Raw genomic sequence first — 25,961 nt, 5'->3', positions numbered from 1 at the left:
AGGTGAAGCGCATAACTGCGTCTTTTTGGTCGAATATAGCCTCTAATGTGAGAAAAGGGAGCTTTATGCAGACACGTATTTGGGCTTATAATCGTTATCGTCATACCAAATGAATAGCACAGCCGAATTTCCTTAGGAAAACGGGGGAACCAAATTGTTGCCGGGCATTCGGCGGCATGGGGTGAATTTCTACATTGCCGGAGCGCAGCTTCAGGCGATTGAATAGGGCTGCCTGTCCAGGCCCGAATCCGTCAGCTAACCTCGTAGGCGTATTGGAACAGGACTCATCTTCATGAGCACTTGAGCTTCCAGTGCTTTTTTTTGTGCGCTTATAACGATAACGCAGTAGATTTTCGAAGATTGAGGTGCACAATATAAGATGAAATTTGCATGGATTTGGGACGTGAAGAACTGGTCTCCGCCAAGGATACTCGTTAGCGGCTTCGCGCTCATTATATTCATTGGGGCATTTCTGCTCTCTTTGCCCTTCGCTTCGGCGACAGGGGAACGGCTGAACTTTATAGACGCTTTGTTCACGGCCACTTCGGCGACTTGCGTTACCGGACTCGTCGTCGTTGATACCGGCACTTATTTCTCGACAGCCGGCCAAATCGTTCTAATGGTGCTGTTCCAGCTTGGCGGCCTCGGCTTCATGACGATGGCAACGCTAATCGCTCTTGTTTTACGGCGAAAAATATCGCTGCGCGAGAGGCTGATTCTTCAAGAGGCGATGAATCAGACAAGCATGGAGGGCATTATTAGGCTAATCCGCCGTGTCATCTATTACTCGCTGTCTATTGAACTTGTCGGGATGCTGCTGTTCACGTTCCGATTCTCGTTCGATATGCCGCTTGGCAAGGCAGCATTTTTCGGTGCATTCCACGCCGTGTCGCTATTCAACAACGCCGGATTTGATATTTTCGGAGATTACCGCAGCTTAACGCTGTATGTGTCCGATCCAATCGTTAATATTGCCGCGATGATGCTAATCGTATTCGGAGGACTCGGCTTCGTTGTTATGTCCGATCTAATGGAATATCGGAAGAAGCGCAAGCTATCGCTGCATAGTAAAATCGTCCTCGCCATGACGGGAACGCTGATCGCGTTAGGAACGATTGTGTTGTTTGTTTTCGAATTCACGAACCCTCTCACGCTCGGCTCGCTCGATTGGGGAGGCAAGATATGGGCATCATTATTTCAATCCATTACGCCGCGCACGGCTGGCGCCAATACGCTCGATTATACAGCTCTAAGGCAGGCTACCGTCTTCTTTACAATCATCCTTATGTTCATCGGCGCTTCGCCGGGCTCGACAGGGGGCGGCATTAAAACGACGACGTTCACGGTGCTTGTCGGCGCCGTAATCTCGATGATTCGCGGACGCGAGGATATCGTCTTCTTCCGCTATCGGCTTGCTAAGGACCGCATATTCAAGGCGCTGACGATTACGATTTTGTCGTTAACGCTCGTTGTGGTCGTGACGATGATCCTTGCAACGATCGAAAATCAGCCGTTCATGAAAATATTGTTCGAAGCAACATCTGCGTTCGGCACCGTAGGACTATCCATTGGATTGACCCCGGAGCTTAGCGATATTAGCAAAATGATTATTGCATTCACGATGTTTGCCGGTCGGCTAGGTCCATTAACGCTCGCTTATGCGCTAGGGCCTGGAACAGATAAAGAATTGTACCGGTATCCGGAAGGTAAAATAACAATTGGATAGGGGATTTACAGGTGGCTATCAAACGCAGTCAGTTTGTCATTGTCGGCTTGGGGCGGTTCGGCTCAAGCCTTGGAAGGGAACTCATCGAGCTCGGTCATGAAGTGCTCGGCATCGATAAGGATGAGGAAACGGTGCAGGATATGAGCAGCGTGCTAACTTACGCCGTATCGGCGGATTGCACGGATGAGGAGACGCTTCGCTCGCTCGGCGTTCGCAACTTCGACTGCGGCGTCGTTGCGATTGGCGATGACATTCAGGCGAGTATTCTAACTGCTATTTTATTGAAGGATCTTGGCGTGAAGAAAGTTGTCGCGAAGGCGATGTCCGAGCTGCACGGCCGTGTGCTTGAGAAGATCGGCGTTGATCGGGTCGTCTATCCGGAGAGGGATATGGGCATTCGGGTTGCGCATCAACTCGTATCGCCTAACCTGCTTGATTATATCGAGCTATCCAAGGATTATACGATCGCAGAGCTTGCCGTTCCGAAATGCTTGAACGGAAAGTCGCTGAGCGACCTTAATCCCCGGGCAAGATTCGGCTGCAGCATCGTTGCGATAAACAAGCCTAACGGTATAATTATTGCTCCTTCGGCAACAGATGTTCTTACGGAACGAGACATTATGGTTATTATAGGGACGAACGATCAAATCGAGGAGTTCGAGGCGACGGTTATCCGTTAAATAGAGCACCGATCTTATGGATTCGAAAGCGATATATTGGAAATGATGAAAACAGCGGCTAAAGCTTATCGCCGCTGTTTTTTGTCAATTATGTCAGGCTTGCTTGCTCGGGAAGCGGGCTGCAATTTCATTAATCCACAGTCGAACCGAAGGACTCAGCCCCGCGGGATCGGCATGAATAAGCGATGTCGTGCGTTTCGTATCCTCTAGTTCGCGAATCGGTACGACAACAAGCTCATTGTCGTCGATCAATTGTTGGCGCATATACGATTGCGGAAGCAATGTAGCTGCGCGGCATGTATGCAGCAGGCGAAGGATAGCTTCGAAGGAATCGATCTCCATTCGAACGTCAGGCTGCAATTGATACTTATCGAACAGCTCGTCGGTCAATACGCGGTACCATGTTCCGCGTGAGAATAAAATCATCGGCATGCCGTCCAGATCCATAATGCCAAGCGTACCTTTGTCGGTTACGACCTGATTGCGCGGCAGAATGAGCAGCAGATGATCATCGAAGAGAGGCAGACAGCGCAGCGTCGAATCCTCAATACTGGAGGCGACGATGCCGATATCAGCCTTATGCTCGCGGACAAGCGAGACGATTTCATGCGTTTTGCCGGTTACGGCTTTAATATCGACCTCAGGGTGTGCGCTCGTCAACATTTGAATCAGATCCGGCAATGTCGTCTGCAGCGTCGTCAGGCTTGCGCCGATCGTTAGCGAAGAACGGCCGGTCGCGGTGAATTCGGACACCGTTTGCAAATAGTTTCGATGAAGCTGTCTAAGCTCAATCGCATACTCGTACGTAAGCTGGCCTATTCTTGTTAGTTCGAGTCGTTTGCCAATCCGCCGGAACAGAGGCGATCCGATGTCTTGCTCCAGCTTGGCGATCTTGCGGGATAGGGCAGGCTGCGACAGATTGAGCAGGGCAGATGCTTTGTTCATACTCGACTGCTCGACGATTACAGAGAATACATGGAGCTCATCATACACGACAAAATCCCCTTATGTCATTTTGTTATAAGAAATTATAAAAAATAAGCAATTCCATTATAAGCTGAAAAGGAGTAGGATGGAAAGTGTGGCTAGATTGTGTCGAGTTTTGTTGACGGAGGTACATGCTGGGGTTACAATGGTGAATGGTTTGTATGAGCGGAAACGGCTTTAATCGTCTACAAGCGGTATAAGTACGTTTTGCACTAAATTCTAAGTACATATAAGTGCTGTAACTTAGAGGCTTAGAATTTACAGATGGAAAAGTATGCAACTACAGTCTTGAAAGGAGAAGGAAGAACATGAAAGGAAACTCGTATTTCTCGCGCAAGCTTCATTCGCTTCTAGGCATCATTCCGCTAGGCGGCTTTATCGTCGTCCACGGTTTGGCGAACTATCAAGCGTTCGAGCGCGGGCCAGAGGGCTTCGGCAAGGCCGTGCACTTTATCAATAGCATGCCTGTGGTAACGCTGCTTGAGATTTTCGGTATTTACCTCCCGCTATTGTTCCACGGTATCTACGGCCTATATGTGGCTTACCAATCGAATTCGAATACGGGGCGCTTCCAATACGGAAGGAACTGGGCGTTCACAGCGCAGCGCGTAACGGGGGTAATTACATTTGTCTTCGTCTTCTGGCATGTGTACCAGACGCGAATTCAAGTGTACCTCGGCAACATTACGCATGAAGAGCTCGGCTCGACCATGAACCTGATTGCGAACAATCCTGCTTACTTCGTCTTCTACGTGATCGGCGTACTGGCAGCGGTATTCCACTTCAGCAACGGCCTGTGGGCGTTTCTGATTAGCTGGGGCATTACGATCGGCCCGAAAGCGCAACGCATCTCGTCCTACATTTGTATGGGTGTTTTCGTAATTGTCGCTGCTCTGTTCATTCTTTCGCTTGTTGCGTTCAGAGGCGATGAATTCCAAGAAGCTGCAAGTGCCGCATTGGCGCTTACAAATATCGGTTAGTCTGATTAATAGGTAAGTCTTAAGGACAAGGAGTGAAACGTTGTGGCAAAAAATAAAATAATCATCGTCGGCGGCGGTCTTGCTGGCTTGATGGCAACCATCAAAGCAGCAGAAGCAGGCGTACACGTTGATCTGTTCTCTCTTGTACCGGTCAAACGTTCCCATTCCGTATGTGCGCAAGGCGGCATTAACGGAGCGGTGAATACGAAAGGGGAAGGCGATTCCCCGTGGGAGCACTTTGACGATACGGTATACGGCGGCGACTTTCTAGCGAATCAACCGCCAGTTAAAGCGATGTGCGACGCAGCGCCTGGAATCATCCACTTGATGGACCGGATGGGCGTTATGTTCAGCCGTACTTCCGAGGGCTTGCTCGACTTCCGTCGTTTCGGCGGTACGAAGCATTCCCGTACAGCATTCGCAGGCGCAACGACTGGCCAACAATTGCTGTATGCGCTTGATGAGCAAGTTCGCCGCTGGGAAGCAGCCGGCCTCGTTACAAAATACGAGCACTATGAATTCCTTGGCGCTGTTATTGACGACGACGGCGTATGCCGCGGTGTGTCTGCTCAAGACCTTCGCTCCATGGAAATTCGCTCGGTGCGTGCGGATGCGGTTATTCTGGCATCTGGCGGTCCTGGCATTATTTTCGGCAAAACGACGAACTCGGTTATTAATACAGGTACGGCAGCAAGCGCGGTGTATCAACAAGGCGTTAACTACGCGAACGGCGAGTTCATCCAGATCCACCCAACGGCAATTCCGGGCGACGACAAGCTTCGCTTGATGTCGGAATCGGCGCGCGGCGAGGGCGGACGCATCTGGACTTACAAAGACGGCAAGCCTTGGTACTTCCTTGAGGAGAAATACCCGGCATACGGAAACCTCGTTCCCCGCGATATCGCGACACGCGAGATTTTCAGCGTCTGCGTAGACCAAAAGCTTGGCATCAACCAAGAAAACATGGTTTACCTTGACTTGTCCCACAAAGATCCGAAAGAGCTTGACGTTAAGCTCGGCGGGATCATCGAGATCTACGAGAAGTTCATGGGTGACGATCCTCGGAAAATCCCAATGAAGATCTTCCCTGCGGTTCACTACTCGATGGGCGGCATGTGGGTAGACTACAACCAAATGACGAACATTCCTGGTCTGTTCGCCGCTGGCGAATGCGAATATCAATACCACGGTGCGAACCGTCTCGGCGCCAATTCCTTGCTCTCCGCTATTTATGGCGGTATGCTGGCTGGTCCGAAAGCAGTCGAGTATATCAAAGGCCTTAAAAAATCGGCTGAAGATATCTCGTCGTCCGTATTCGATCGCGAGGCGAAACGCCAAACCGATAAGTACGACAGCATTCAAAAAATGAACGGCAACGAAAATGCGTACGTTATTCACAAAGAACTTGGCGAGTGGATGACGAACAACATGACGGTCGTTCGCTTTAACGATAAGCTGGAAGCTACGATCGGTAAGATCAAAGAGCTTAAGCAACGTTATAGCAACATCAACATTAACGATACGGCAGCTTGGAACAACTCGGGCGTCGCTTTCACTCGCCAATTGTGGAACATGCTTGAGCTGTCCGAAGCGATGACGCTTGGCGCATTAATGCGCAACGAAAGCCGAGGCGCTCACTATAAGCCTGATTTCCCTGAACGCGATGACGATACGTACATGAAGTCGACGATTGCGAAGTGGACGAAGGAAGGCCCGCAAATCTCTTATGAGGATATTGACGTAAGCCTGATCAAACCACGTAAACGCGACTACTCCAGCGACAAGAAGAAAGGAGAATAACTAACGATGGCTGAAACAACTGTTGCAACAAAAACGGTTAAGTTTATCATCACTAGGCAGGATACTCCCGATTCGACGCCTTACACGGAAGAGTTCGAAATTCCATACCGCGCTAATATGAACGTTATTAGCGGTCTGATGGAAATTCAACGTAATCCGACCAAAGCGGACGGCGGCAAAACAGCACCTGTATGCTGGGACTCCAACTGTCTCGAAGAAGTTTGCGGCGCATGTTCGATGGTAATCAACGGCAAGCCGCGTCAAGCATGCAGTGCTTTGATCGACAAGCTCGAGCAGCCGGTTCGCCTGCAACCAATGAGCACGTTCCCAGTCGTTCGCGACCTAGTCATTAACCGCGAGCGTATGTTTGGTGCGCTGAAGCGCGTGAAAGCTTGGATTCCGATCGACGGTACTTACGATCTTGGACCTGGACCGCGTATGGCTGAGACGAAGCGTCAATGGGCGTACGAGCTGTCCAAATGTATGACTTGCGGCGTCTGCCTCGAGTCTTGCCCGAACGTTAACGATCGCAACAGCTTCATCGGTCCTGCCGCAATCTCGCAGGTTCGCTTGTTCAACGCTCACCCGACAGGGGAGATGAACAAGGAAGAGCGACTCGACGCGCTTATGACAGACGGCGGTATCGAAGGGTGCGGCAACTCGCAGAACTGCGTACGCTCGTGTCCGAAGGGCATTCCGCTCACGACGTCGATCGCTGCGATCAACAAGGATACAACGAAGCACCTGTTCAAAAAATGGCTGGGTATGTAATCACCCAGTTTGCCATTATCTTTATTCACAAGCCCTCGGCGACGCCGGGGGTTTGTTTACTACATCAGAATGTTTAAGTACTTAACAGCGATAAAGCGTAAAGGAGATCATTCAGATTGGCGATAAAAACTTCCTTGCTTCCGAAGCTAGTTTGCTGTGCAAACTTGTAGGTCGCTCATCATTGAAGTACTCCGATAGGAGTTTTTCTCATTTGCAGTGCTCTCGCAAGCTGTTGCTTCGCTTGCAGACATTTGATATTGATAATTATTATCAATGATAAAGGATAAAGACCCGTTTTGTCAATTGCCTCCTAGCAACGGAGGTAAGCAGGCTAACCTCCTAAATCTATAAGACTCAAACACGCACCACATCTGAACTAAAAACTAACTTAACTGTACTCCGCCCACACACCGGCTCATCCCGCACCCTGCACACCGCACACAAACTACTTACAAGCCCCGTCGTTGAAGTTTCAGTACTGCTCGCGGTTAATAGCTCCGTTTACTCCCGTTATTTCAGCTCATATTAGCTTTTTATCGCGATTAACGGGAATTTCTCCTGTTAATAGTAGTCTTTTGAGATGGTTTGTCAGTTCATGACCAAATTAACAGGAGAAACTCCAGTTATTTGTTTCGGGCCACTCGAAAGTTAATTAAATATCCGGAGAAACTCCAGTTAAATTATAGTAAGTCGCTAACGGCGTCTTTCGTCAGAGAGTAACGAACGATTCTTTGTTGCTTGGCACCATAGGTAGGTTGCATCCAACCTTTTTCAGTTAATCTTTGTAACATTAAAATAGCGGTTTTATGATCAATCTCGAAATGTTTTTCAACGTCTTTGGGTCTGATAGAGCGTGCGTTCTGTAAGGTGAGAAGTACGATCTCTTTTTCCGTAAGCATGACTCGGTTTGCGGCACTGCTTCGCGTTTGGAACCTGCTCAAGCACATCCTAAGCATGGATATACATAGATCAGGCCGCTGCTCAACGTCGTCATAGGCGAAGGATAGCACATGATAGCCCATAGCAAACAGGAACATCTCACGATTGAGCTCGCTGCAGTATTTGTGCCTGTCCATGTCTCTCACATGTGTCGCATACCCCTTGATTTCGAATAGAAGCTTTACGTGACCGGGAAGCCAGGCAAAGTCCGCAAAGTAAGAACGGCCGCGCCAATCCGGCACTTCAAATTCGGGATGCAGATGGTCGAAGCTGCCTTGGAGCGGCCACCAGACGTTGCGAAGGAACATCATTTCGGCATGTTGATGCCCTCGCTCGAGCCGGCCTTTCCGTTCGCCTTTCCTCTTATCGAGATGTTGTTGAATATAATTACTGTGCGTTGCTTCATAATTAATACTCATTGGCTATCATCCTTTCCATAAAAAAACGCCCCGCATCAGCCGCACTTCGGCTCATCACGGGACGTTCTTCGTCTCATGTCTCAGATTATAGATGATAATCATATGGAAGGCTAGTACTTACTTGGGTCATACATAAGCATCAGTAAAACATCAATATGCGGGTCGAGCGAGAGGAATTAGATAGAAGCATAACTGAGCACAAACAAAAAACCGCTTTCGCGGTTTTTTTGTTACATCCATTCTTCTCCCCATTTTTGAATCGATTCAATAACAGGTTGAAGTTCACGACCTTTATCCGTTAAATCATACTCGATACGAACCGGCATCTCCGGATACACGTTCCGGTTAATGATGTTCTGTGTCTCGAGTTCCTTCATTCGGTCCGTTAGCATCTTGTCGCTCATCTCGGGAATCTGCTCTTTTATTTCTTTGAACCGTTTAGGCCCGCCAAGCAAAACCCGAATAATTCTGCCAGTCCATTTTTTACCTAATATGTCGGCCGCGGCTTCATACTTTGGGCACATTGTCGAATAATCCAACCGTATCACCCCGCTTTTTGTATTTTCATTGTAGCATATGTACGAACAAAAAGTAAGTGCAATTCAAGGCAATAGACAAAAAACTTTACATAGGTTATATGCTTGACAAAAGTAAGTAACGATAATAATATTAGTGTCATAGCATAACACATGCGAAACAAAAAAACAGAATGAAGGGTGAGATTGAAATGTTGGATACGGGGTTATTAATTATTAGGGTTATTATTGGATTGTTGATGGTAGGTCATGGCGCACAGAAACTGTTTGGTATGTTCGGAGGTTATGGAATTAAAGGGACGGCAGGTTGGCTTGAATCGATTGGCATGAAACCAGGCGTGTTGATGGCAGTAGGCGCAGGTGCAGCGGAATTAATTGGCGGGTTGTTGTTTGCAACAGGACTTGTTACGTGGCTGGGAGCGGTGCTCCTTATCGGAACGATGCTGGTTGCTATCATCAAAGTGCATGGAGCTAACGGACTGTGGTCGACCAGCAACGGATACGAGTACAACTTGGTATTGATCGCGGTGCTGCTAGGCGTTGCGCTCACAGGGGCTGGGGATTACTCGATCGACGCTTTGATACAATAAGATAGCTAAGAAGGAAGGGATTGATATGTTTCACATTCATCGTGCGGAAGATAGACATCAGTCGGATCACGGGTGGCTGCGTACCAGCTTTAGCTTCTCATTCGCAGATTATTATGATCCGAACAATATGCAGTTCGGCCCGATGCGTGTTTTAAATGACGACTGGATTGCTCCTTCCAAAGGATTCGGGATGCATCCTCATCAAGAGATGGAGATCGTAACGATTGTGTTGAAAGGACATTTGGAGCATAAAGACAGCATCGGCAACACGGCACAGACGACATGGGGCGGCATACAGCGCATGTCAGCGGGTACAGGCTTGTTTCATTCGGAATATAATCGTTCGGAGGATGAATCGCTTGAATTGTTGCAAATGTGGTTTTTGCCGAAAATATCCGGTCTAAAGCCTTCTTATGAAACAACGTCGTTCGATGCGGAGGAGCTGAAGGAGGGACTGACTTTAGTCGTGAGCGGGGATGAGTCGAAGCAGCAGCTAGGCAGTATTGCCCGGATTCATCAGGACATGTCCATCTACCTCGCTGAGCCGCAGGAAGGCAGCAGTCATACCTATTCGCTTGAGCAAGGGAGAAAAGGATTACTATTCGTATTAGAAGGTTCTATACAACTGAATGGGGATACCGTGCTCGGAAGAAGAGATTCAGCGAGGATCACGGATGAGCAGGAGCTTGTCCTGACTGCATCCGAGAACAGCAGAATCATGTTGATTGATCTGCCTTAACCTTATGTTATAAACGAATAACGATTAAACCGAGCAACGTAAGTACGAAGGCTGTCCATTGCATAATGGATAGCCTTTCTTTGTATACGAGGATAGCTCCGGCTGCTACAACGAGACTGTTGGTGGCAAAGATGGGAGCTGCCAGATTAGCTTGCCCCGTCGATAATGCTACTGCATAAAGCTGAAGGCCGCCATAAGAGAAGAGGCCCGCGATTAAACCGAACCATAAACCCGTGCGAACGGATTCGCGTGAAATGTTCTTGCCAACCGGTCGAATAAACCACAGCATCGACAAGATATAAGCAATGAACAGAATGGGAGCGCTTGGCAATCCGAGCTCCTCGGTCACCTTTAGACCGCCGTTGCGTAAAGCGAACATGACGATCGCGATGCCAACGAGCCAAAACCAACGCTTTTCCGATATCGTTAACGGTTCTTTGCGCTTATGTGCGATGAAGAAGACTGCGAGCAGCAGCAGCGTTATACCGATAGCTTCGGTTGATGACAGAGGTTCGCTGTACCACCAAGTTCCAAGCGCAACGACCAAAATAATGTTCATATTCGTTAATGGCGATGTAAGGCTGGCAGGTCCGAACTCGAGCGCCTTCATAAATAGAGAGTTGCCAAGTGCTGATCCGATGCCGATTACGATTCCAGCGATCCATACTTTAGGGTTGCCAAGCATCGATATATTGCCTTCGATCGCTGAATGGATGCCGAAGCCGAGGGAGCCTGCTGCATACAAGCCGAGCAAGAGCATAGCAGTTGAACCGCCGCACATTTGGGATACCTTCATCCACCAGCCGGCTAGTCCAAACAATATGGCGCTGCTGATGGCCGTGATGAGCCACATGATGTTCCAACTCCCCTAAATTTGTTACACAATTGAAATGGTTCTGTTATGAACGTATTACATTAAGGGGCTATTATAATAAACAAGACCCCCTTTTTTAATATATCTCTTGGGACCTGCGACGTGCAGGTCCACTTTTTTTGTCCAGATTGTTTATAGAGGCACGATAACCTGCTCGCGCTTACGATAGAACACCCATTGCTTGAAGCCGATTTCCTTCAACCTGGCACGCACGAGCTCAAGCTCGTCTCCTACCCGGCTAGGGATGTGGGCATCCGATCCGAATGTAACATTAACGCCGAAGTGGAGCGCCCTCTCTAATATCTCATCCGAAGGATACCAGCCGCCAACGTCTTTTGTGCTGCCAGACGTATTGATTTCAATAGATACGCCGCATTCTCCGATCGTACGGAGCGTATCATCGATCGCAGCTGCCGCCGGAATATCTGAGAAGGCCGGGTAATAACCCTTCATCGCATCGATGTGGCCCAATATATCGAACATGCCGCTAAGCGCAGATTGCTTAATAAGATCGTAATAGGCTTCCTTTGACTCCACATGCTGCCGTTCGTCCAGTCCCTTCCACCGATTGCGGTTGAAAATGCTGACACCACCGACCTGATGCACCGACCCGATCAAATAATCGAACGGTATATTAGCGAAAGCTTTCCGATAGACGTCCGCATGCTCGGGATAGAAATCGGATTCTATTCCGAGCAGCACCTCGATCTTACCTTCATATTTGCGCTTCAAGCGAAGCACTTCTTCTATGTAGTTGGCAAAATCACTCCGAGCCATTGCGATTCCCGGCGAAGGCTGATCCTGCTCGTGATAAAAGTAAGGGGAGTGATCGGATATCCCGATGGCCTGAAGCCCGGCTTCCATGCCGGCAATAATATAGTCTTCGATCGTGCCATTCGCATGGCCGCATCTTACATGATGCGTGTGAAGGTCAAATTTCATCTAGTATCGCTCCTAACTGGCGAGATAAATAAGCTTATACATACGAGTGCAATTCGTTCGAATGTTATTCGGAGCTGATGAAATGGTGCTCCGGCATTCCTTTTAAGTCGCTAATGAACTGGCGCATCGCCGTATTCAAGTAACGTCCTGATTTGTAGACGACGCCTACGGGGTGGCTTGTTTCGAGCTCAGTAACCTTTATCATCTTTAGTGTGCCCAGTCGTAGCTCATTGGCGATGGAAAGCTTTGACACGACGGCCGCCCCAAGATTGATCTCGACCATTCTTTTCACTTCCTCGCTGCTCGACACTTCCATGACGATATTCGGCTGAATATTGTATTTGCGGAAAATTTGATCAACGAATCGGCGTCCAAGCGTATCCGGCGCGAGCATAATCATCGGTATGTCCTTTAATGTATCGACAGTTGTATGCGTGAGACTGCTCATGGGATGCGAAGGCGGCACAACAAGCTCGAACGTATCGTAATAAAGAACGGAGGAATGGATGTTCGGATTTTTCTCGAATAAATACGAAATGCCGATATCGACGGAACCGTTCTCGACACTGGCCATGACTTGCGATGAGGACATCGTATGAATTGTCGTCTTAATTAATGGAAACTGGTTTTGAAAATAAGATAATACCCGCGGCAATATTTGAATCGCGATAGATGATGTTGTTCCCAGTACGATATGACCTTGCGGGGTTGTATGCAGATCGGAAAGCTTCTGCTTCAATTCCTCTACAATCGACAATATTTGCTCGGCATGCTCCAAAAAAACTTGACCGTGGTCAGTCAAGGTAACGGGCTGGTTACGATCGATTAAAACGGTTTTGAATTCATCCTCAAGGGTCTTGATCTGTGCGGATACGGCAGGCTGCGTGAGGTTGAGTAGCTCGCCCGCTTTGCGGAAGCTCATCGTCTTGGAGATGGTGAGGAGCGTTTCAAGCTGGCTAATGTTCACGGTAATCCTCCTTAGTCGTTACAGGCTGTTCAATAACGACCTTTCTATTATAAATGAAATATCCTTCAACGGCAAAAAAAGACCGCGTCTTCCGCAGGCTGGGGAGCCTGCAGAAGACGCGGTCTGAGCAGTAAGCCGCAAGGCCTTAGTTCAGAGCCATTCTTTTTTACGGAAAATGTAGAACATGCAAATGCCGAGCAAAAGCATGACACCTAGCAGCACATAGGAACCGAAGCGCAAATGAAGACCAGGAATAAAGTCGAAGTTCATTCCGTAAATGCCGGTGATGAAGGTCAATGGCATGAATATAGTTGTAATCGCCGTGAACACGCGCATAATTTCATTGGCCCGGTTAGCTACGCTGGACTGGTAAGCTTCTCGTAAGTTGCCCATCAGATCGCGGTAAGTGTCGAAAGACTCCGCGATCTTCAGCGCATTCTCATAAATATCGCTAAAGTACTTTTGGAGCTGGTCGTCGATCAGCTTCAGGTCTTTCTTGTTAAGCGTCGCAATGACATCGCGTTGAGGACCGAGTACTTTGCGCAGCCAGAGAATCTCGCCGCGCAGACCGATAATTTCATTCAAATGCGATTTCTTCGTATGCATCAGAATGTTCTCTTCAAGCAACTCGATCCGATCGTCGATCCGATCGCCGACGAGGAAATAGTTGTCGACGACAATATCGACAAGATGATATAGGAAATAGTCCGGGCTGCTGACTTCCTGCTCCCATAGGACAGGCTTCAGTGAACGCAGTTCGTTAATTTTTTGCTTCGTAACGGTAATAATAAAGTGGCGGCCGAGAAAAATGTTCAGCGCGCGCAGAAAAATTTCTTCATCGTCGAAACGGATACTGTTAATAACAATAAAATAATGGCTTTCATAAATTTCGATCTTCGGGCGCTGCTCTTCTTCACTGAGGCAATCCTCTACAGCCAGATCATGCATGTTGAATAAAGGCTGCAAGACAGCCAGATCCTCAACATCGGCGTCAATCCAATAAAAACCCTCTTTGGGCGGTAAAAGTGTTTGATTAATGTCTTCAATAGGTGCAAATACACCATTGTTCACGAGACGTATTTTCACATGCAGTCACTCCTTCAATAAAGGTAGAGGAACTGCCGGCTCAATAAGCGGATGCGCAGGGTTACACCCGATGTCCGCGAGCCGTGCGATGATTAGACATCACCGCGAATGAGCAAGCGTCATCGCTATCAACTGGCCTGCGGGTCGCAGAGAACCGGCAGCAACCGTATTCGGTCGATTTCGGGCTTCGGGTCGCCGTCCATGTTCGTATTCACTCCTTCTTTTAGTGGAATTACAGGACATAATTCTTGTCTAGTATACTCCTGCTTTCGCTTTACATACAAGCATAATTACAACGTTCTGTGCCTATAATGTGTTTATACGAGAACGTAAATCTTGACGCCGTCCGCGTAATGCATTAAAGTGAAAATAATTAGTAAATCGCGACAATCGAATAGACAACTTTCTTATCAAGAGCAGGCGGAGGGACTAGCCCGATGAAGCCCGGCAACCGGCGTAAGCACGGTGCTAATTCTTGCGGAAACAGTAATGTTTCTGAGAGATGAGAGAGGCGGACGGCTTCTTTACCGAGCCATAAGGCCTTTTCTCACAGCAGAAAGGGTCTTTTTGCATTTCCGGTTGAAGAAACGAACCTACAGAGGAGTTGAGCGAAATGCCAATCAAAGTTCCAGATCATTTGCCGGCAAAAGAAGTACTAAGCAACGAGAATATTTTCGTGATGGACGAGAGCATCGCTTATCATCAAGACATCCGTCCGCTTCGCATTGCCATATTGAACCTCATGCCTACGAAGGAAACGACGGAGACGCAATTGCTTCGCCTCATCGGCAACACGCCGCTTCAGGTGGAAGTAGTGCTGCTGCATCCGAAGACACATACGTCTAAGAATACTTCCTCCGAGCATCTGGAATCGTTCTATAAGACGTTCCACGAAATCGCGCATGAATATTACGATGGACTTATCATAACGGGAGCACCGGTTGAGCATATGCCGTTCGAGGACGTCAATTATTGGGAAGAGCTTAAGGAAATTATGGACTGGAGCACGAAGCGCGTCACTTCGACCTTCCATATTTGTTGGGCTGCTCAAGCAGGACTCTACCATCATTACGACGTACCGAAATACAATCTCGATAATAAAATGTTCGGGGTCTTCCCGCATTCGATTGAGACCGATAAGCGCAACGTTAATCTGCTCCGCGGCTTCGACGAGCTGTTCTACGTACCGCAATCGCGCCATACGGAAGTTCGCCGCGAAGACATAGAAGCGATCGAGCGGCTTGATATTTTATCGGAATCGGCTGATTCCGGTGTCTATATCGTCGCCTCCCGCGACGGTAAACAGATTTTCGTAACAGGTCATTCGGAATACGATCCGGCTTCACTCAAGTACGAGTACGACAGAGATAAGTCCAGAGGACTAGAAATTGATGTTCCGGTCAATTATTTCCCGGGAGATAATCCTAGCAATGTACCTTTGTCGACATGGAGAGCACATGCGAACCTGCTATTCTCCAATTGGCTCAATTATTACGTTTATCAACAAACACCGTACGATTTAGGTGCCGGTATTTAATAATAATAGGGGAGTGCGTATCAATCATGAAAATCGAAAGTCATTTGGCACAAATCGGCTCAATTAAGGAGCCTGTAACAGGAGCAGTAAGCTTCCCTGTCTATCAATCAACAGCGTTCCGCCATCCGAAGCTCGGACAAAGCACGGGATTTGACTATACCCGTACGAAGAACCCGACAAGAGCGGTATTGGAAGAAGCAGCAGCGCAGCTCGAATCCGGAGATGCTGGATTTGCCTGTAGCTCCGGCATGGCTGCTCTGCAGACGATATTCGCTTTGTTCAGCCAAGGCGATCACCTAATCGTCTCCCTAGATCTATATGGCGGTACATACCGGCTGCTTGAACGGATAATGAGCCGGTTCGGCGTTACTGCTTCTTACGTCGACACAAATGATATCGACGGCATGTCGGCGTTGTGGCAGACGAATACGAAGGCGGTTATTATCGAGACGCCGACGAATCCGCTAATGATGATTACGGATCTTGAACGCGTATGCGCATGGGCGAAGTCCAAAGGCTTGATTACGATTGTCGACAATACGTTATTAACACCGTACTTCCAGCGTCCGATTGAGCTAGGCGCAGATATCGTCATTCATAGCGCGACCAAATATTTGGGCGGTCACAATGACGTGCTTGCCGGTCTGATCGTGACGAAAGGCAAGGAGCTTTCCGAACAAATCGCGTTCCTGCACAATTCGATCGGCGCGGTTCTTGGGCCGCAGGATTCATGGCTGCTTATGCGCGGTATGAAGACGCTAGCGCTTCGTATGGATCGCCATCAGCATAACGCAACTGTAATAGCGAACTACCTGTTGGAGCATGAAGCGGTATCTGATGTGTACTATCCGGCGCTTAAGCATCATCCCGGCCACGATGTTCAAAGCCGCCAATCGTCTGGCAACACGGGTATCTTCTCCTTCCGCGTGAAGGATGCACGTTATATTGAGCCGATTCTGCGTCATATTAAGCTGATTGCATTCGCTGAGAGCCTCGGCGGTGTCGAATCGCTAATGACATACCCGGCTGTTCAGACGCATGCCGATATTCCGCTTGAGATTCGCCAAGCGATTGGCGTTGACGATCGCCTCCTTCGTTTCTCGGTAGGCATTGAGCATTCGGACGACTTAATTGCTGATCTTGAGCAAGCCTTTGCTGCAGCAAAAATTGAGATCGAGGAGGGGCAGTAACAGTATGAGCGAACAGAATAACAAGAATCGCAAGTTTGCGACGAAGCTGCTTCACTTCGGCGCTGAGATCGACGAACAGACGGGCGCGTCGAGCGTTCCGATCTTCCAAGCATCAACTTTCCATCATCATGATATATTCAATCCGCCGCAATATGATTACAGCAGATCAGGTAATCCGACCCGTCAAGCGCTTGAGGATTATATAGCATTGCTTGAGGGCGGCACCCATGGTTTCGCATTCGCATCGGGCATGGCGGCGATCTCGACGACATTTCTACTATTGTCGGCAGGTGAACATGTCATCGTAACCGAGGATGTATACGGGGGCACTTACCGACTGTTGACGACAATACTGAGCCGTCTTGGAATCGAGTCGACCTTCGTCGACATGACGGACTTCGAAGCGGTGAAGTCGGCATTGAAGCCGAATACGAAAGCGGTATTCATGGAGACGCCGTCCAATCCAACTCTAAAGATTACGAACATCGCCGAGACGACGGCTTGGGCGAAGGAGCATGGCTTGCTGACGATGCTCGACAATACGTTCATGACGCCGTATCACCAGCGTCCAATCGAACATGGCGTCGACATCGTGCTGCATAGCGCGACGAAGTTCTTGAGCGGACATAGCGACGTGTTGGCTGGCCTTGCGGTTACAGCCGACGAAGGCCTCGGCCGCCGCTTGAAGACGTTGCAGAACGGTATGGGAACCGTACTTAGCGCGCAGGAGTCTTGGCTGCTTATGCGCGGTATGAAGACGCTGCAAGCACGTATGGAACATAGCGAACGCAGCACACGTAAGCTGGCTGAATGGCTTTCGAATCATCCGCTTGTTGAAGCCGTGTATTATCCAGGCTTAGCTGACCATCCGGGTCGTGAAATTCACGAAAGCCAATCGCTTGGCTACGGAGCGGTCGTGTCATTCGACGTAGGCAGCGGCGACAAAGCGAAGAAAGTGCTTAACGCCGTGCAGATTCCGCTCGTTGCGGTAAGTCTCGGCGCCGTGGAAAGCATTCTCTCTTATCCGGCGATGATGTCCCATGCGGCGATGCCTCGTGAAGTGCGGCTTGAGCGCGGCATCACGGACGGTCTCGTACGCTATTCCGTAGGCCTCGAAGATATCGATGATCTGATAGCAGACCTCGACGAGGCACTTCGCGCTTAATTGTGCTTTGATATCCTACAATGGACACGGAAGTTCCTTCTGATGAGAAGGGTCTTCCGTGTTTTATTGCTTTATAATGTATCGTGTGATGGATTGAGGACTGTATAGACCTTAAACGAACGAAGTAATGTCCGTAACGAACCGAGATCGAACAGTTTGATAGACTGAACAGGTGCTTGTAAACGAAATGGGATGCTTGTGCGGAAGCATACTTCTCAATATTGACAATTTGATGCGTTCGTGATGGGTTACTTTAGCGGCGCGTTTATGATAGGATTATTCATTGAAAGACTAATTAGATCGGAATGAAGGAGGTCTACGGAATGAGTACGTTGGACCGTATATTGGATAAATCGCTTCGCGGCGAACGAATTACGCTGGAAGAGGGAATGGAGCTGCTTGCATCGGATCAGATCGAGAAGATGGGGCATGTAGCCAATCAAATTATGTTGAGGAAGCATCCTGAGCCGATAACGACATTCGTCGTAGGCCGCAACGTCAATTACACGAATGTGTGCGACGTATATTGCCGCTTCTGCGCGTTCTATCGCGCACCGGGTTCTAAGGAAGGTTATGTGCTGGACGATGAGCTGATTTTGAGCAAAATTCAAGAAACAGTCGACGTTGGCGGCACTGAAATATTGATGCAGGGCGGAACTAACCCGAACTTGCCGTTCACTTACTATACGGACCTGTTGCGCAAGATTAAGCAGCACTTCCCGAACATAACGATGCATTCGTTCTCGCCGGCGGAGATTCAGAAGATGAAGGTTGTATCGGACGGCTTGACGCTAGATGAAGTTATTAAGCAGATCCATGAAGCGGGATTGGATTCGCTGCCGGGCGGCGGTGCGGAAATTCTCGATGATAGAACACGCCGCAAGATCAGCCGTCTGAAAGGGTCATGGACGGATTGGATGGACGTTATGAAGTCTGCTCACCGTCATGGCATGAACACAACGGCTACTATGGTATACGGATTGGGCGAGACCGTTGAGGAGCGCGCTCTTCACATGCTTCGCATTCGCGACGCGCAGGATGAATGCATCGCGAACAAATACGATTCGAAGGGCTTCCTGGCGTTCATCTCTTGGCCGTTCCAGCCGGACAATACGAATCTGAAGCTGGAGAAAGCGAAGCCGGAGGAGTATCTCCGTATCGTGGCGGCTAGCCGGATTATGCTAGACAATATCGACAACTTCCAATCGTCGTGGGTTACGATGGGGCCGGAGATGGGCAAGCTTTCGTTGTCTTACGGCTGCAATGACTTCGGCAGCACGATGATTGAGGAGAACGTTGTATCGGCCGCAGGCACGACGCACAAGGTCAATATTGAACTTATTCTTAAGCTGATCCGCGAAGCCGGCAAGATCCCTGCTCAACGGGATACGAAATACAATATTATTAAGATGTATGAGGAATCCGAGCATGCCGCAACGGACTTTGTCATGCAGAACTAGCACGCGATAAAAGAGTAATAACGATAGCGCTTGTCTGATTTTTCCTATTCATAGGATTAATTCAGACAGGCGCTTTATGTTTGTTGTCTTGATACCATGAATGCCCAAGCTTATTCCAATCTCTTCATCGTATATCCCCCACGGGGAGACCATATACTGATAAGGAACGAAAGGGGTGAGCTCATGGAGCTGTTTACTGTATCGTTGTCTGCAAGCGCACCGCCTAGGGCGGGCGAATTAGCCAAATCAATGACAGAACAAGCGGTCGTTGCTTTACATATCGACTCAAACGCACAAACAGCCGCAGCAGTTGAGTTTCTGATGACTAGCGGGCATGATATTCGTTGCGATGCCGTGCTGCCGGCTTTTCAATTGCAGTCGCATGGGCCGGGCGTTTATAGGGCGACCTCCAGCGTTTTGGCCGAATATGTGGTGAATGAGCTGGAGTCTGGCATACTAGCCTCCATCATTCGCAAGAAATATCGGAACAATCCGAATGCCGAACCAGCGGTTATTGAGAAATATTGCCATGAAATGCTGCACGGCAAAGAGTGGGATGGCCTAGGGACGAAGTTTCTGGATGCGGATCGGCAACGGCGCAAAAACAAAGTAGCCGAAGAAATTGAATCGTATTTGCAGACACATACGCATCTTAATTTGGCTGGCTTTGCAACGTTTCGCTTAGAGCTGTATCGCAAGGAGCTTGCCGAGGTGGTCGAGTATGCTCTCGACGAATACGTGCTTGATAAGCAGTACCAGGAGTTCATTTCGCTGCTCAAATATTTCGTGTTTCTCCAAGAAACGAAAGTACCGCATGTGCATCTGCTCCACAAAGGCGGACATGAGTTCTCGATTTACAATGAGTTTTTTCAACCGCTTGAACCGAAGCCGCCATCCGATCGAATCGTAGCTGAGATGCTGGAGACGGAGATGAATATTGAAGACATGGTAATAAGCTCGCTAATCTCTGTATCGCCGAAACATATTACGATCCATACGAGACAGCCGGATATGCAGGTAATACGCACGATTGAGACGATCTTCGACTCGAGAGTAACGGTATGTGTGAAATGCGCTTCCTGCAGCAGCAGCTTCGATGAGCTTGTTCAGCCTTAATTTTCTTGAAATATAGGAAAGAATAAGTTTCACTTATATCCTACGCCTATATTTCATCGCGAAACGATAGCTTATGCCGCCAAGAAGGGCGAAAGCCGTTTACGCTTGACCGATAGCGCTAACAACGCTATAATGGTTCACATATACGATGTGAACAGCAACGACAAAGACATGTATTGGCTAACGGTGCTCGGCTCAGAGAGAGGAAACGACGGCTGCAATTTCCTTCCGAACATAAGACAATATACCCCTTTGAAGCTGTACAGTTGAACCTGAAGCGTTATCGGAATTGTCCGAATAGCACTAAGCAGTAAGCTGTACCGGTTATCCCCGTTATCGGATATTTACAAGGACTGCGGAGAAGCAATAGCAAGCAGTCGAAGTAGGGTGGAACCACGGGTATGCAAGCACTCGTCCCTTCGCGGGATGCGTGCTTTTTTTGCGTTCAAATAACGCTATGAATGACGCTCTCGCTGCAGCAATAATCGATGAACACACAGGAGGAAGAAGGACAATGGCAATTCAAGTGACTTTCCCGGATGGCGCGGTACGTGAGTACGAAGCCGGAACTACAGTTGAAGAAGTAGCGGGCTCGATCAGCTCGGGACTTAAGAAAAATGCGATTGCAGGTAAAATTAACGGCAAGGTAGTAGACGTCTACACTCCGATCGAATCGGACAGCGCGATTGAGATCGTAACCGTAGAATCGGCTGACGGCCTTGAAGTATATCGCCACAGTACGGCGCATCTAATGGCGCAGGCGATCAAGCGAATCTATGGCGACACAGCCGTAAAGCTTGGTATCGGTCCCGTCATCGAAGACGGCTTCTATTATGACATTGACATGGAGCAGTCGCTTACACCCGAAGATCTTGTAAAGATCGAGAAGGAAATGGAGAAGATCGTCCAGCAAAATCTCGATATTCGCCGCCGCATTGTAAGCAGAGCGGAAGCGCTGGATATCTTCACGAAGCTTGGCGACAACCTGAAGCTCGAGCTCATTCGCGATCTGCCAGAAGAGTCGGTCATAACCATGTACGATCAAGGCGAGTTCTTCGACTTGTGCCGCGGACCTCATCTGCCGTCTACTGGCCGTATCAAAGCGTTCAAGCTGCTTAGCGTCGCAGGAGCCTACTGGCGCGGGGATTCGAAGAATAAGATGCTGCAGCGTATTTACGGAACAGCATTCCCTAAGAAAGCGCAGCTTGACGAGCACCTCCACTTCCTAGAGGAAGCGAAGAAGCGTGACCACCGCAAGCTCGGCCGCGAGCTGAAAATGTTCACATTCTCCCGTGAAGTCGGTCAAGGTTTGCCGCTATGGCTGCCGAACGGCTCCAAGGTTCGCAGAACGATGGAGCGTTATATCGTTGACCTGGAAGAGCGTCTAGGGTATGAGCATGTGTACACGCCAGTACTGGCTAACGTGGAACTGTACAAAACGTCCGGCCACTGGGAGCACTACAGTGAGGATATGTTCCCTACAATGGTTATGGACAATGAGGAGCTTGTTCTTCGTCCGATGAACTGCCCGCATCATATGATGGTATTCAAAAGCGATATGCGCAGCTACCGTGATCTGCCTGTCCGTATTGCGGAGCTCGGCACGATGCACCGTTACGAAATGTCCGGTGCGCTTACAGGCCTTCACCGTGTTCGCGCGATGACGCTGAATGACGCACACATTTTCTGTCGTCCGGATCAAATCAAGGAAGAATTCGCTCGTGTCGTTAACTTAATTCGCAAAGTGTATGAGGATTTCGGTATTAAGGAATACCGCTTCCGCTTGTCGTACCGCGATCCGCAGGATACGGAGAAGTATTTCCAGAACGACGAGATGTGGGAAATGTCGCAACGGATGCTTCGCGAGGTTGTTGAGGAACTTGATCTTCCGTTCTTCGAGGCGGAAGGCGAGGCTGCGTTCTACGGACCTAAGCTCGACGTACAGATTAAGACGGCGCTTGGCAAGGAAGAGACGCTCTCGACCGCACAGCTCGATTTCCTGCTGCCAGAGCGCTTCGAGCTTGAATATGTCGGAGACGACGGCAAGAAACACCGCCCGGTCGTTATTCACCGCGGCATTATCAGTACGATGGAGCGTATGACAGCGTTCTTGCTTGAGAACTTCGCTGGCGCATTGCCGCTGTGGCTATCGCCGGTGCAAGCGAAGGTCATTCCTGTATCGACAGCGTATGAGGAATATGCGCGCAGTGTTGCAGAACAATTGCAAGCAAGCGGCATTCGCGTGGAGAGCGATCTCCGCAACGAGAAGCTTGGTTACAAGATCCGCGAAGCGCAGCTTGAGAAAGCGCCGTACATGCTCGTTGTCGGCGAGAACGAGATGCAAGCGGGCGCGGTTTCGGTCCGCAAGCGCGGCGAAGGCGACATCGGCGCTATGCCGGTAGCTGAACTGATTAGTCTGCTTCAAAAGCAGATCGCCGAGAAGCAGCAATAAGCCAAATCAATAGCGATAACGCATAAAGCTTGTGCCGTCTGGGCATTATTCTCTGTGAGGAGGAAGTAGCCCAGATGGTAACAAGCTTTTTTTATTGGATCAAAGCAATCCCGTTACTGCTTTACATGGCGATCATTGCTGTAGCTATGAACATGACTGCTGCAGCCAGCGTCTCAGCGGAAGGGGATGCCGCATCGCGGCATATGAGCGCAGAACAAATGGCGAGAGTCCAAGCATATACGAAGCAGAAAGAGCAGCCGGATACGGTCAAGGTCGTAGCGACAGGTTACACGGCCGGCGTAGAATCCACAGGCAAGCGTCCAGGTCACCCGCAATACGGTATTACGTATTCCGGCGTCAAGGTTAGGCGAGATCAAGTGTCTACGATTGCGGCAGATCCGAAGTTTCTCCCGATTGGCACGCTTCTTTATATTCCGGGGTACGGCTATGGTGTTGTAGCTGATACGGGCAAGGCAATCAAGGGCAACAAGATCGATCTATATTTCGAGACGATAAAGGAAGTATACGAGCAATGGGGCAAGCGAACAGTCGACGTTCAGGTGCTTAGGCGGGGAACGGGAAAGCTGTCTCAATCTTGGTTAAACCAAATCAATCAAGCGGTTGAAGCCGGCAAGCCGATCCCTCAGACATACCTCGAATCGTGAAAAAATGGTCGAATAATAAGGTGCAAACTTGCCATACTATTGATGGACGGGGAGGTGAATACAATGGCAAAGAACAAAAACAACAAAGCGCAGAACAACCAATACAATGCCGAATTCGCTGAAGAGTTCAATCAGAACAATTCGAATACGGCTGGCAAACAATCGAACGCTGTGCAGCAAAAAGCGCAGAAGTAACATTAGCGACATAAGCGCGTAGCTGAAACAACCAATACAAAAGCGATAATGCCGCCATAGGCTCTCCTATGGCGGCTTCTTCGTATGGAGGGCGATGTGGAAGCGCTTTACACTTGTCGAATGCTGATATATAATGTAGGAAATTTTTGTATTATGATGCTGAGAGGGCGGAAATTTGTCATGAGCGCTGTCACACGTTGGTTTTCACGTAATAACTCGTCTGCAGAAGGAGCTTCTGCCGGGGAACAGCATGAACAGATGACGAAGCTGTTGAACGAATCGGTCGTCATTTCCGACCAATTGAATGCAGCGGTAGACGAGGTAGATCAAACGATCGGCCATCTCACTGATATTGCGGATCAGTCCGCTGTGCAAGAGCAGTCGCTTCGCGCCAAGAGTTCTCTCGCAATGAGCAGAATCGAGGAGACTTTCGCCGCTTTGCAAGAGGTATCGTCTGCGGCAGAGGAAATCAATGAAGCGTCAGAACATCTGAACAAGAAGAGTAAAGAAACGAAGGAAGTCGTCATCGAAGTATGCCGATCCCTCACAAGCACCGATCAGGTTATGAGCGATCTGTACACACATAATCAGAATATGGAGCAGCACATCCGTCAGTTGATCGACCAGACCTCATACATAAATGAAATTAACCAATTTATTCAAGAAATAGTGTCCCAGACATCGCTCCTGGCGCTGAACGCTTCGATTGAAGCTGCCCATGCCGGCGAATACGGACGCGGGTTCGCCGTTGTGGCTCAGCAGATCAAGAAGCTTGCTGAGCAAAGCGGCGAAGCTGTTAAGCGCTCATCCGAGTTAGTTGATCAGATCGAGAGCGGTGTTAAGAGCGTAGTCGACGCGGTTGAACTAGAGAAGGCGTCCGTTGAACGCGGTGTTGCCGAGATGTCGGTCAACAAGGAACGGATGGACGTTATTTTCTCACGCATCATTGAAGTGGATGAGCTTGTGCAGCAGACGAGTGCGGCCAGCAGTCAGCAGACAGCGCATATGACAGGAACGACATTGATGCTGAAGGATGTCGTAGGTTCTGTTGATGAGACGCTCCAAAGCGTCGACGGCACCCTTCGAATGACGAAAAAGCAGCGTGAGCAGATTGGCAAGCTGAACCGTATCGGCCGCAACCTGCAGCGCTCTTCCGCCGATCTGACGAAAGCGGTCAATCAAGTGGGCATCAAACGAATGGACAAAGCAGTGAAAGTGAACGTACAGTCGCTGCTTGAATGGTTAAGAGTTGTGGCGGCCGATCAAGTGCTTGCATCGCTTGACGAAGCTAAGCACGAGGAGAGGCTGACCGAGCTGCTCCGCTCGAAGCCGGAGATTGAAGCGATATGGTCCAATCGTGATGACGGATCGTTCCTATTCTCCCTTCCGGAGGCAGGCTTGCTGAATGCAAAGGGACGTGATTGGTGGAAGCGGGCGATTACCGGCCAGACGTTTCAATCGGAGATATACGTATCGGCGATTACGAAGCAGCCTTGCTTGACCATATCCGTTCCGATCGTGAAGGATGGAGCTAAGATCATAGGTGTTATAGGAGCCGATATTTCATTATAGGATTAATCAACTTGCACAAAAAAATAGCTGACATGGACAACAATCAGACAAAAAAACAGTTTTCAAACCGCCTTTACTTGTTGTATGATTATCAATGTAAGTAATAATCACATGACAAGACAGGTGAACTATCATGGTAGATCCGATTATTCATACGGCCTATAGCCGCACGTCACATCATTATAAAGCGGGCGAAGTATTTCCGTTTATTGACGCTTTCGTAGCGAAGAAGGAACAGGAAATTACGGAAATCGAACAAATGGTCGAGCGTTACGAGAAGCGCCGCTTACTGGAGGATCGCGCCTACCAATCCATGTCTACGCTCAAGAGGCTGCTTTCCGGCAAGAAACCGGATCATCACTTGGCTGTCGAATACATTCATTTCGTGAAGAAGCCGATGGAGAAGGTACGTGCCCTAAGGCTGGAGATTGAGAATGCAAGATCGATTCAGAGCCGCGCTTCAGCGAATGACATTGTATCGGTATCGGATGAGCTTGCAGTTGAGATGATCGATTAATTCACATCATATAGAAAAAGAACCGTCGGATCGTATATGCGATCCGACGGTTCTTT

At 49.0% G+C, this 25,961-nt stretch carries 24 protein-coding genes and 2 riboswitches; of the genes, 17 read left to right on the top strand and 7 right to left on the bottom strand.

Annotation, left to right across the window (positions count from 1 at the left end; genetic code table 11):
• The first annotated feature begins 110 nt into the window (after positions 1–110).
• A riboswitch (cyclic di-AMP (ydaO/yuaA leader) is annotated at positions 111–285 on the top strand.
• A gap of 94 nt (positions 286–379) precedes the next feature.
• Together V8F51_RS00360 and V8F51_RS00355 are read left to right on the top strand one after the other, a co-directional pair.
• The gene (locus V8F51_RS00360; RefSeq protein WP_337098048.1) at positions 380–1,726 is read left to right on the top strand and encodes a TrkH family potassium uptake protein; all 1,347 of its coding nucleotides are present in this window, start codon (positions 380–382) and stop codon (positions 1,724–1,726) included.
• A gap of 17 nt (positions 1,727–1,743) precedes the next feature.
• Positions 1,744–2,406, top strand: a complete 663-nt coding sequence (locus V8F51_RS00355; RefSeq protein ID WP_337098427.1) for a potassium channel family protein — start codon at positions 1,744–1,746, stop codon at positions 2,404–2,406.
• A gap of 93 nt (positions 2,407–2,499) precedes the next feature.
• Here V8F51_RS00355 and V8F51_RS00350 read toward each other — a convergent pair whose 3' ends face one another.
• Positions 2,500–3,399, bottom strand: coding sequence for a LysR family transcriptional regulator (locus tag V8F51_RS00350; protein ID WP_337098047.1), 900 nt, complete (start codon positions 3,397–3,399; stop codon positions 2,500–2,502).
• A gap of 302 nt (positions 3,400–3,701) precedes the next feature.
• Here V8F51_RS00350 and V8F51_RS00345 point away from each other — a divergent pair, with 302 nt between their 5' ends.
• From V8F51_RS00345 to sdhB, 3 genes are read left to right on the top strand one after another with little or no spacing between them, the layout of a single operon-like run.
• Positions 3,702–4,373, top strand: a complete 672-nt coding sequence (locus V8F51_RS00345; protein WP_337098046.1) for a succinate dehydrogenase cytochrome b558 subunit — start codon at positions 3,702–3,704, stop codon at positions 4,371–4,373.
• 42 nt (positions 4,374–4,415) lie between these two features.
• Entirely contained in the window at positions 4,416–6,173 is a 1,758-nt protein-coding gene (gene sdhA / locus V8F51_RS00340) for a succinate dehydrogenase flavoprotein subunit (protein WP_337098045.1), read from the top strand.
• Between the two features lie 6 nt (positions 6,174–6,179).
• A complete protein-coding gene (sdhB, locus tag V8F51_RS00335; protein WP_337098044.1) occupies positions 6,180–6,944 on the top strand; it encodes a succinate dehydrogenase iron-sulfur subunit in 765 nt (254 codons plus the stop codon).
• Between the two features lie 680 nt (positions 6,945–7,624).
• Here the strand turns inward: sdhB and V8F51_RS00330 are convergent.
• Both V8F51_RS00330 and V8F51_RS00325 read right to left on the bottom strand, forming a co-directional pair.
• Positions 7,625–8,302 (bottom strand): hypothetical protein, encoded by a 678-nt coding sequence (locus V8F51_RS00330; RefSeq protein ID WP_337098043.1) that lies wholly within the window; start codon positions 8,300–8,302, stop codon positions 7,625–7,627.
• A gap of 230 nt (positions 8,303–8,532) precedes the next feature.
• Positions 8,533–8,826 (bottom strand): winged helix-turn-helix transcriptional regulator, encoded by a 294-nt coding sequence (locus V8F51_RS00325; protein WP_337098042.1) that lies wholly within the window; start codon positions 8,824–8,826, stop codon positions 8,533–8,535.
• Between the two features lie 203 nt (positions 8,827–9,029).
• On the opposite strand from V8F51_RS00325, the gene V8F51_RS00320 reads away from it, so the two are divergent.
• Positions 9,030–9,428 (top strand): DoxX family protein, encoded by a 399-nt coding sequence (locus V8F51_RS00320; protein ID WP_337098425.1) that lies wholly within the window; start codon positions 9,030–9,032, stop codon positions 9,426–9,428.
• 25 nt (positions 9,429–9,453) lie between these two features.
• Positions 9,454–10,167 (top strand): pirin family protein, encoded by a 714-nt coding sequence (locus V8F51_RS00315; protein WP_337098041.1) that lies wholly within the window; start codon positions 9,454–9,456, stop codon positions 10,165–10,167.
• A gap of 7 nt (positions 10,168–10,174) precedes the next feature.
• On the opposite strand, the gene V8F51_RS00310 is transcribed toward V8F51_RS00315, so the two are convergent.
• The 4 genes from V8F51_RS00310 to corA all read right to left on the bottom strand — a co-directional run bounded on the left by V8F51_RS00310 (position 10,175) and on the right by corA (position 14,036).
• Positions 10,175–11,020, bottom strand: a complete 846-nt coding sequence (locus V8F51_RS00310) for a DMT family transporter (RefSeq protein WP_337098040.1) — start codon at positions 11,018–11,020, stop codon at positions 10,175–10,177.
• A 153-nt stretch (positions 11,021–11,173) separates the two neighbouring features.
• Positions 11,174–11,983, bottom strand: coding sequence for a histidinol-phosphatase (locus V8F51_RS00305; RefSeq protein WP_337098039.1), 810 nt, complete (start codon positions 11,981–11,983; stop codon positions 11,174–11,176).
• A gap of 64 nt (positions 11,984–12,047) precedes the next feature.
• On the bottom strand, positions 12,048–12,950 hold the full coding sequence (locus V8F51_RS00300) for a LysR family transcriptional regulator (protein WP_337098038.1): 903 nt from the start codon (positions 12,948–12,950) through the stop codon (positions 12,048–12,050).
• A gap of 150 nt (positions 12,951–13,100) precedes the next feature.
• Entirely contained in the window at positions 13,101–14,036 is a 936-nt protein-coding gene (corA, locus tag V8F51_RS00295) for a magnesium/cobalt transporter CorA (protein WP_337098037.1), read from the bottom strand.
• 404 nt (positions 14,037–14,440) lie between these two features.
• Positions 14,441–14,545: riboswitch (SAM riboswitch) on the top strand.
• 104 nt (positions 14,546–14,649) lie between these two features.
• On the opposite strand from corA, the gene metA reads away from it, so the two are divergent.
• From metA to V8F51_RS00245, 10 genes are all read left to right on the top strand, one after another.
• Entirely contained in the window at positions 14,650–15,573 is a 924-nt protein-coding gene (gene metA, locus V8F51_RS00290) for a homoserine O-acetyltransferase MetA (protein ID WP_337098036.1), read from the top strand.
• 26 nt (positions 15,574–15,599) lie between these two features.
• Complete coding sequence (locus V8F51_RS00285) at positions 15,600–16,763, top strand: aminotransferase class I/II-fold pyridoxal phosphate-dependent enzyme (RefSeq protein ID WP_337098035.1); 1,164 nt, start codon at positions 15,600–15,602, stop codon at positions 16,761–16,763.
• A gap of 4 nt (positions 16,764–16,767) precedes the next feature.
• Positions 16,768–17,928: an aminotransferase class I/II-fold pyridoxal phosphate-dependent enzyme gene (locus tag V8F51_RS00280; protein WP_337098034.1), complete on the top strand. Its 1,161-nt coding sequence runs from the start codon at positions 16,768–16,770 to the stop codon at positions 17,926–17,928.
• Between the two features lie 323 nt (positions 17,929–18,251).
• The gene (mqnC, locus tag V8F51_RS00275) at positions 18,252–19,388 is read left to right on the top strand and encodes a cyclic dehypoxanthinyl futalosine synthase (RefSeq protein ID WP_337098033.1); all 1,137 of its coding nucleotides are present in this window, start codon (positions 18,252–18,254) and stop codon (positions 19,386–19,388) included.
• Positions 19,389–19,571: 183 nt separating this feature from the next.
• On the top strand, positions 19,572–20,504 hold the full coding sequence (locus tag V8F51_RS00270; protein WP_337098032.1) for a putative sporulation protein YtxC: 933 nt from the start codon (positions 19,572–19,574) through the stop codon (positions 20,502–20,504).
• A 514-nt stretch (positions 20,505–21,018) separates the two neighbouring features.
• Complete coding sequence (gene thrS / locus V8F51_RS00265) at positions 21,019–22,956, top strand: threonine--tRNA ligase (protein WP_337098031.1); 1,938 nt, start codon at positions 21,019–21,021, stop codon at positions 22,954–22,956.
• A gap of 74 nt (positions 22,957–23,030) precedes the next feature.
• Positions 23,031–23,621, top strand: coding sequence for a 3D domain-containing protein (locus tag V8F51_RS00260; RefSeq protein ID WP_337098030.1), 591 nt, complete (start codon positions 23,031–23,033; stop codon positions 23,619–23,621).
• Positions 23,622–23,684: 63 nt separating this feature from the next.
• Positions 23,685–23,816 carry a hypothetical protein gene (locus V8F51_RS00255; protein ID WP_337098029.1) on the top strand — a complete coding sequence of 44 codons (132 nt, stop codon included), beginning with the start codon at positions 23,685–23,687 and terminating at the stop codon, positions 23,814–23,816.
• A 180-nt stretch (positions 23,817–23,996) separates the two neighbouring features.
• On the top strand, positions 23,997–25,388 hold the full coding sequence (locus V8F51_RS00250; RefSeq protein WP_337098028.1) for a methyl-accepting chemotaxis protein: 1,392 nt from the start codon (positions 23,997–23,999) through the stop codon (positions 25,386–25,388).
• Positions 25,389–25,521: 133 nt separating this feature from the next.
• The gene (locus tag V8F51_RS00245) at positions 25,522–25,905 is read left to right on the top strand and encodes a hypothetical protein (protein WP_337098027.1); all 384 of its coding nucleotides are present in this window, start codon (positions 25,522–25,524) and stop codon (positions 25,903–25,905) included.
• The last annotated feature ends 56 nt before the right edge of the window (positions 25,906–25,961 follow it).

This window comes from Paenibacillus sp. YIM B09110, assembly GCF_037167145.1.
Classification (GTDB): domain Bacteria; phylum Bacillota; class Bacilli; order Paenibacillales; family Paenibacillaceae; genus Pristimantibacillus.
The sequence above is the reverse complement of the archived record's forward strand: the minus strand, read 5'-3'. Positions and strand labels throughout refer to the sequence as shown.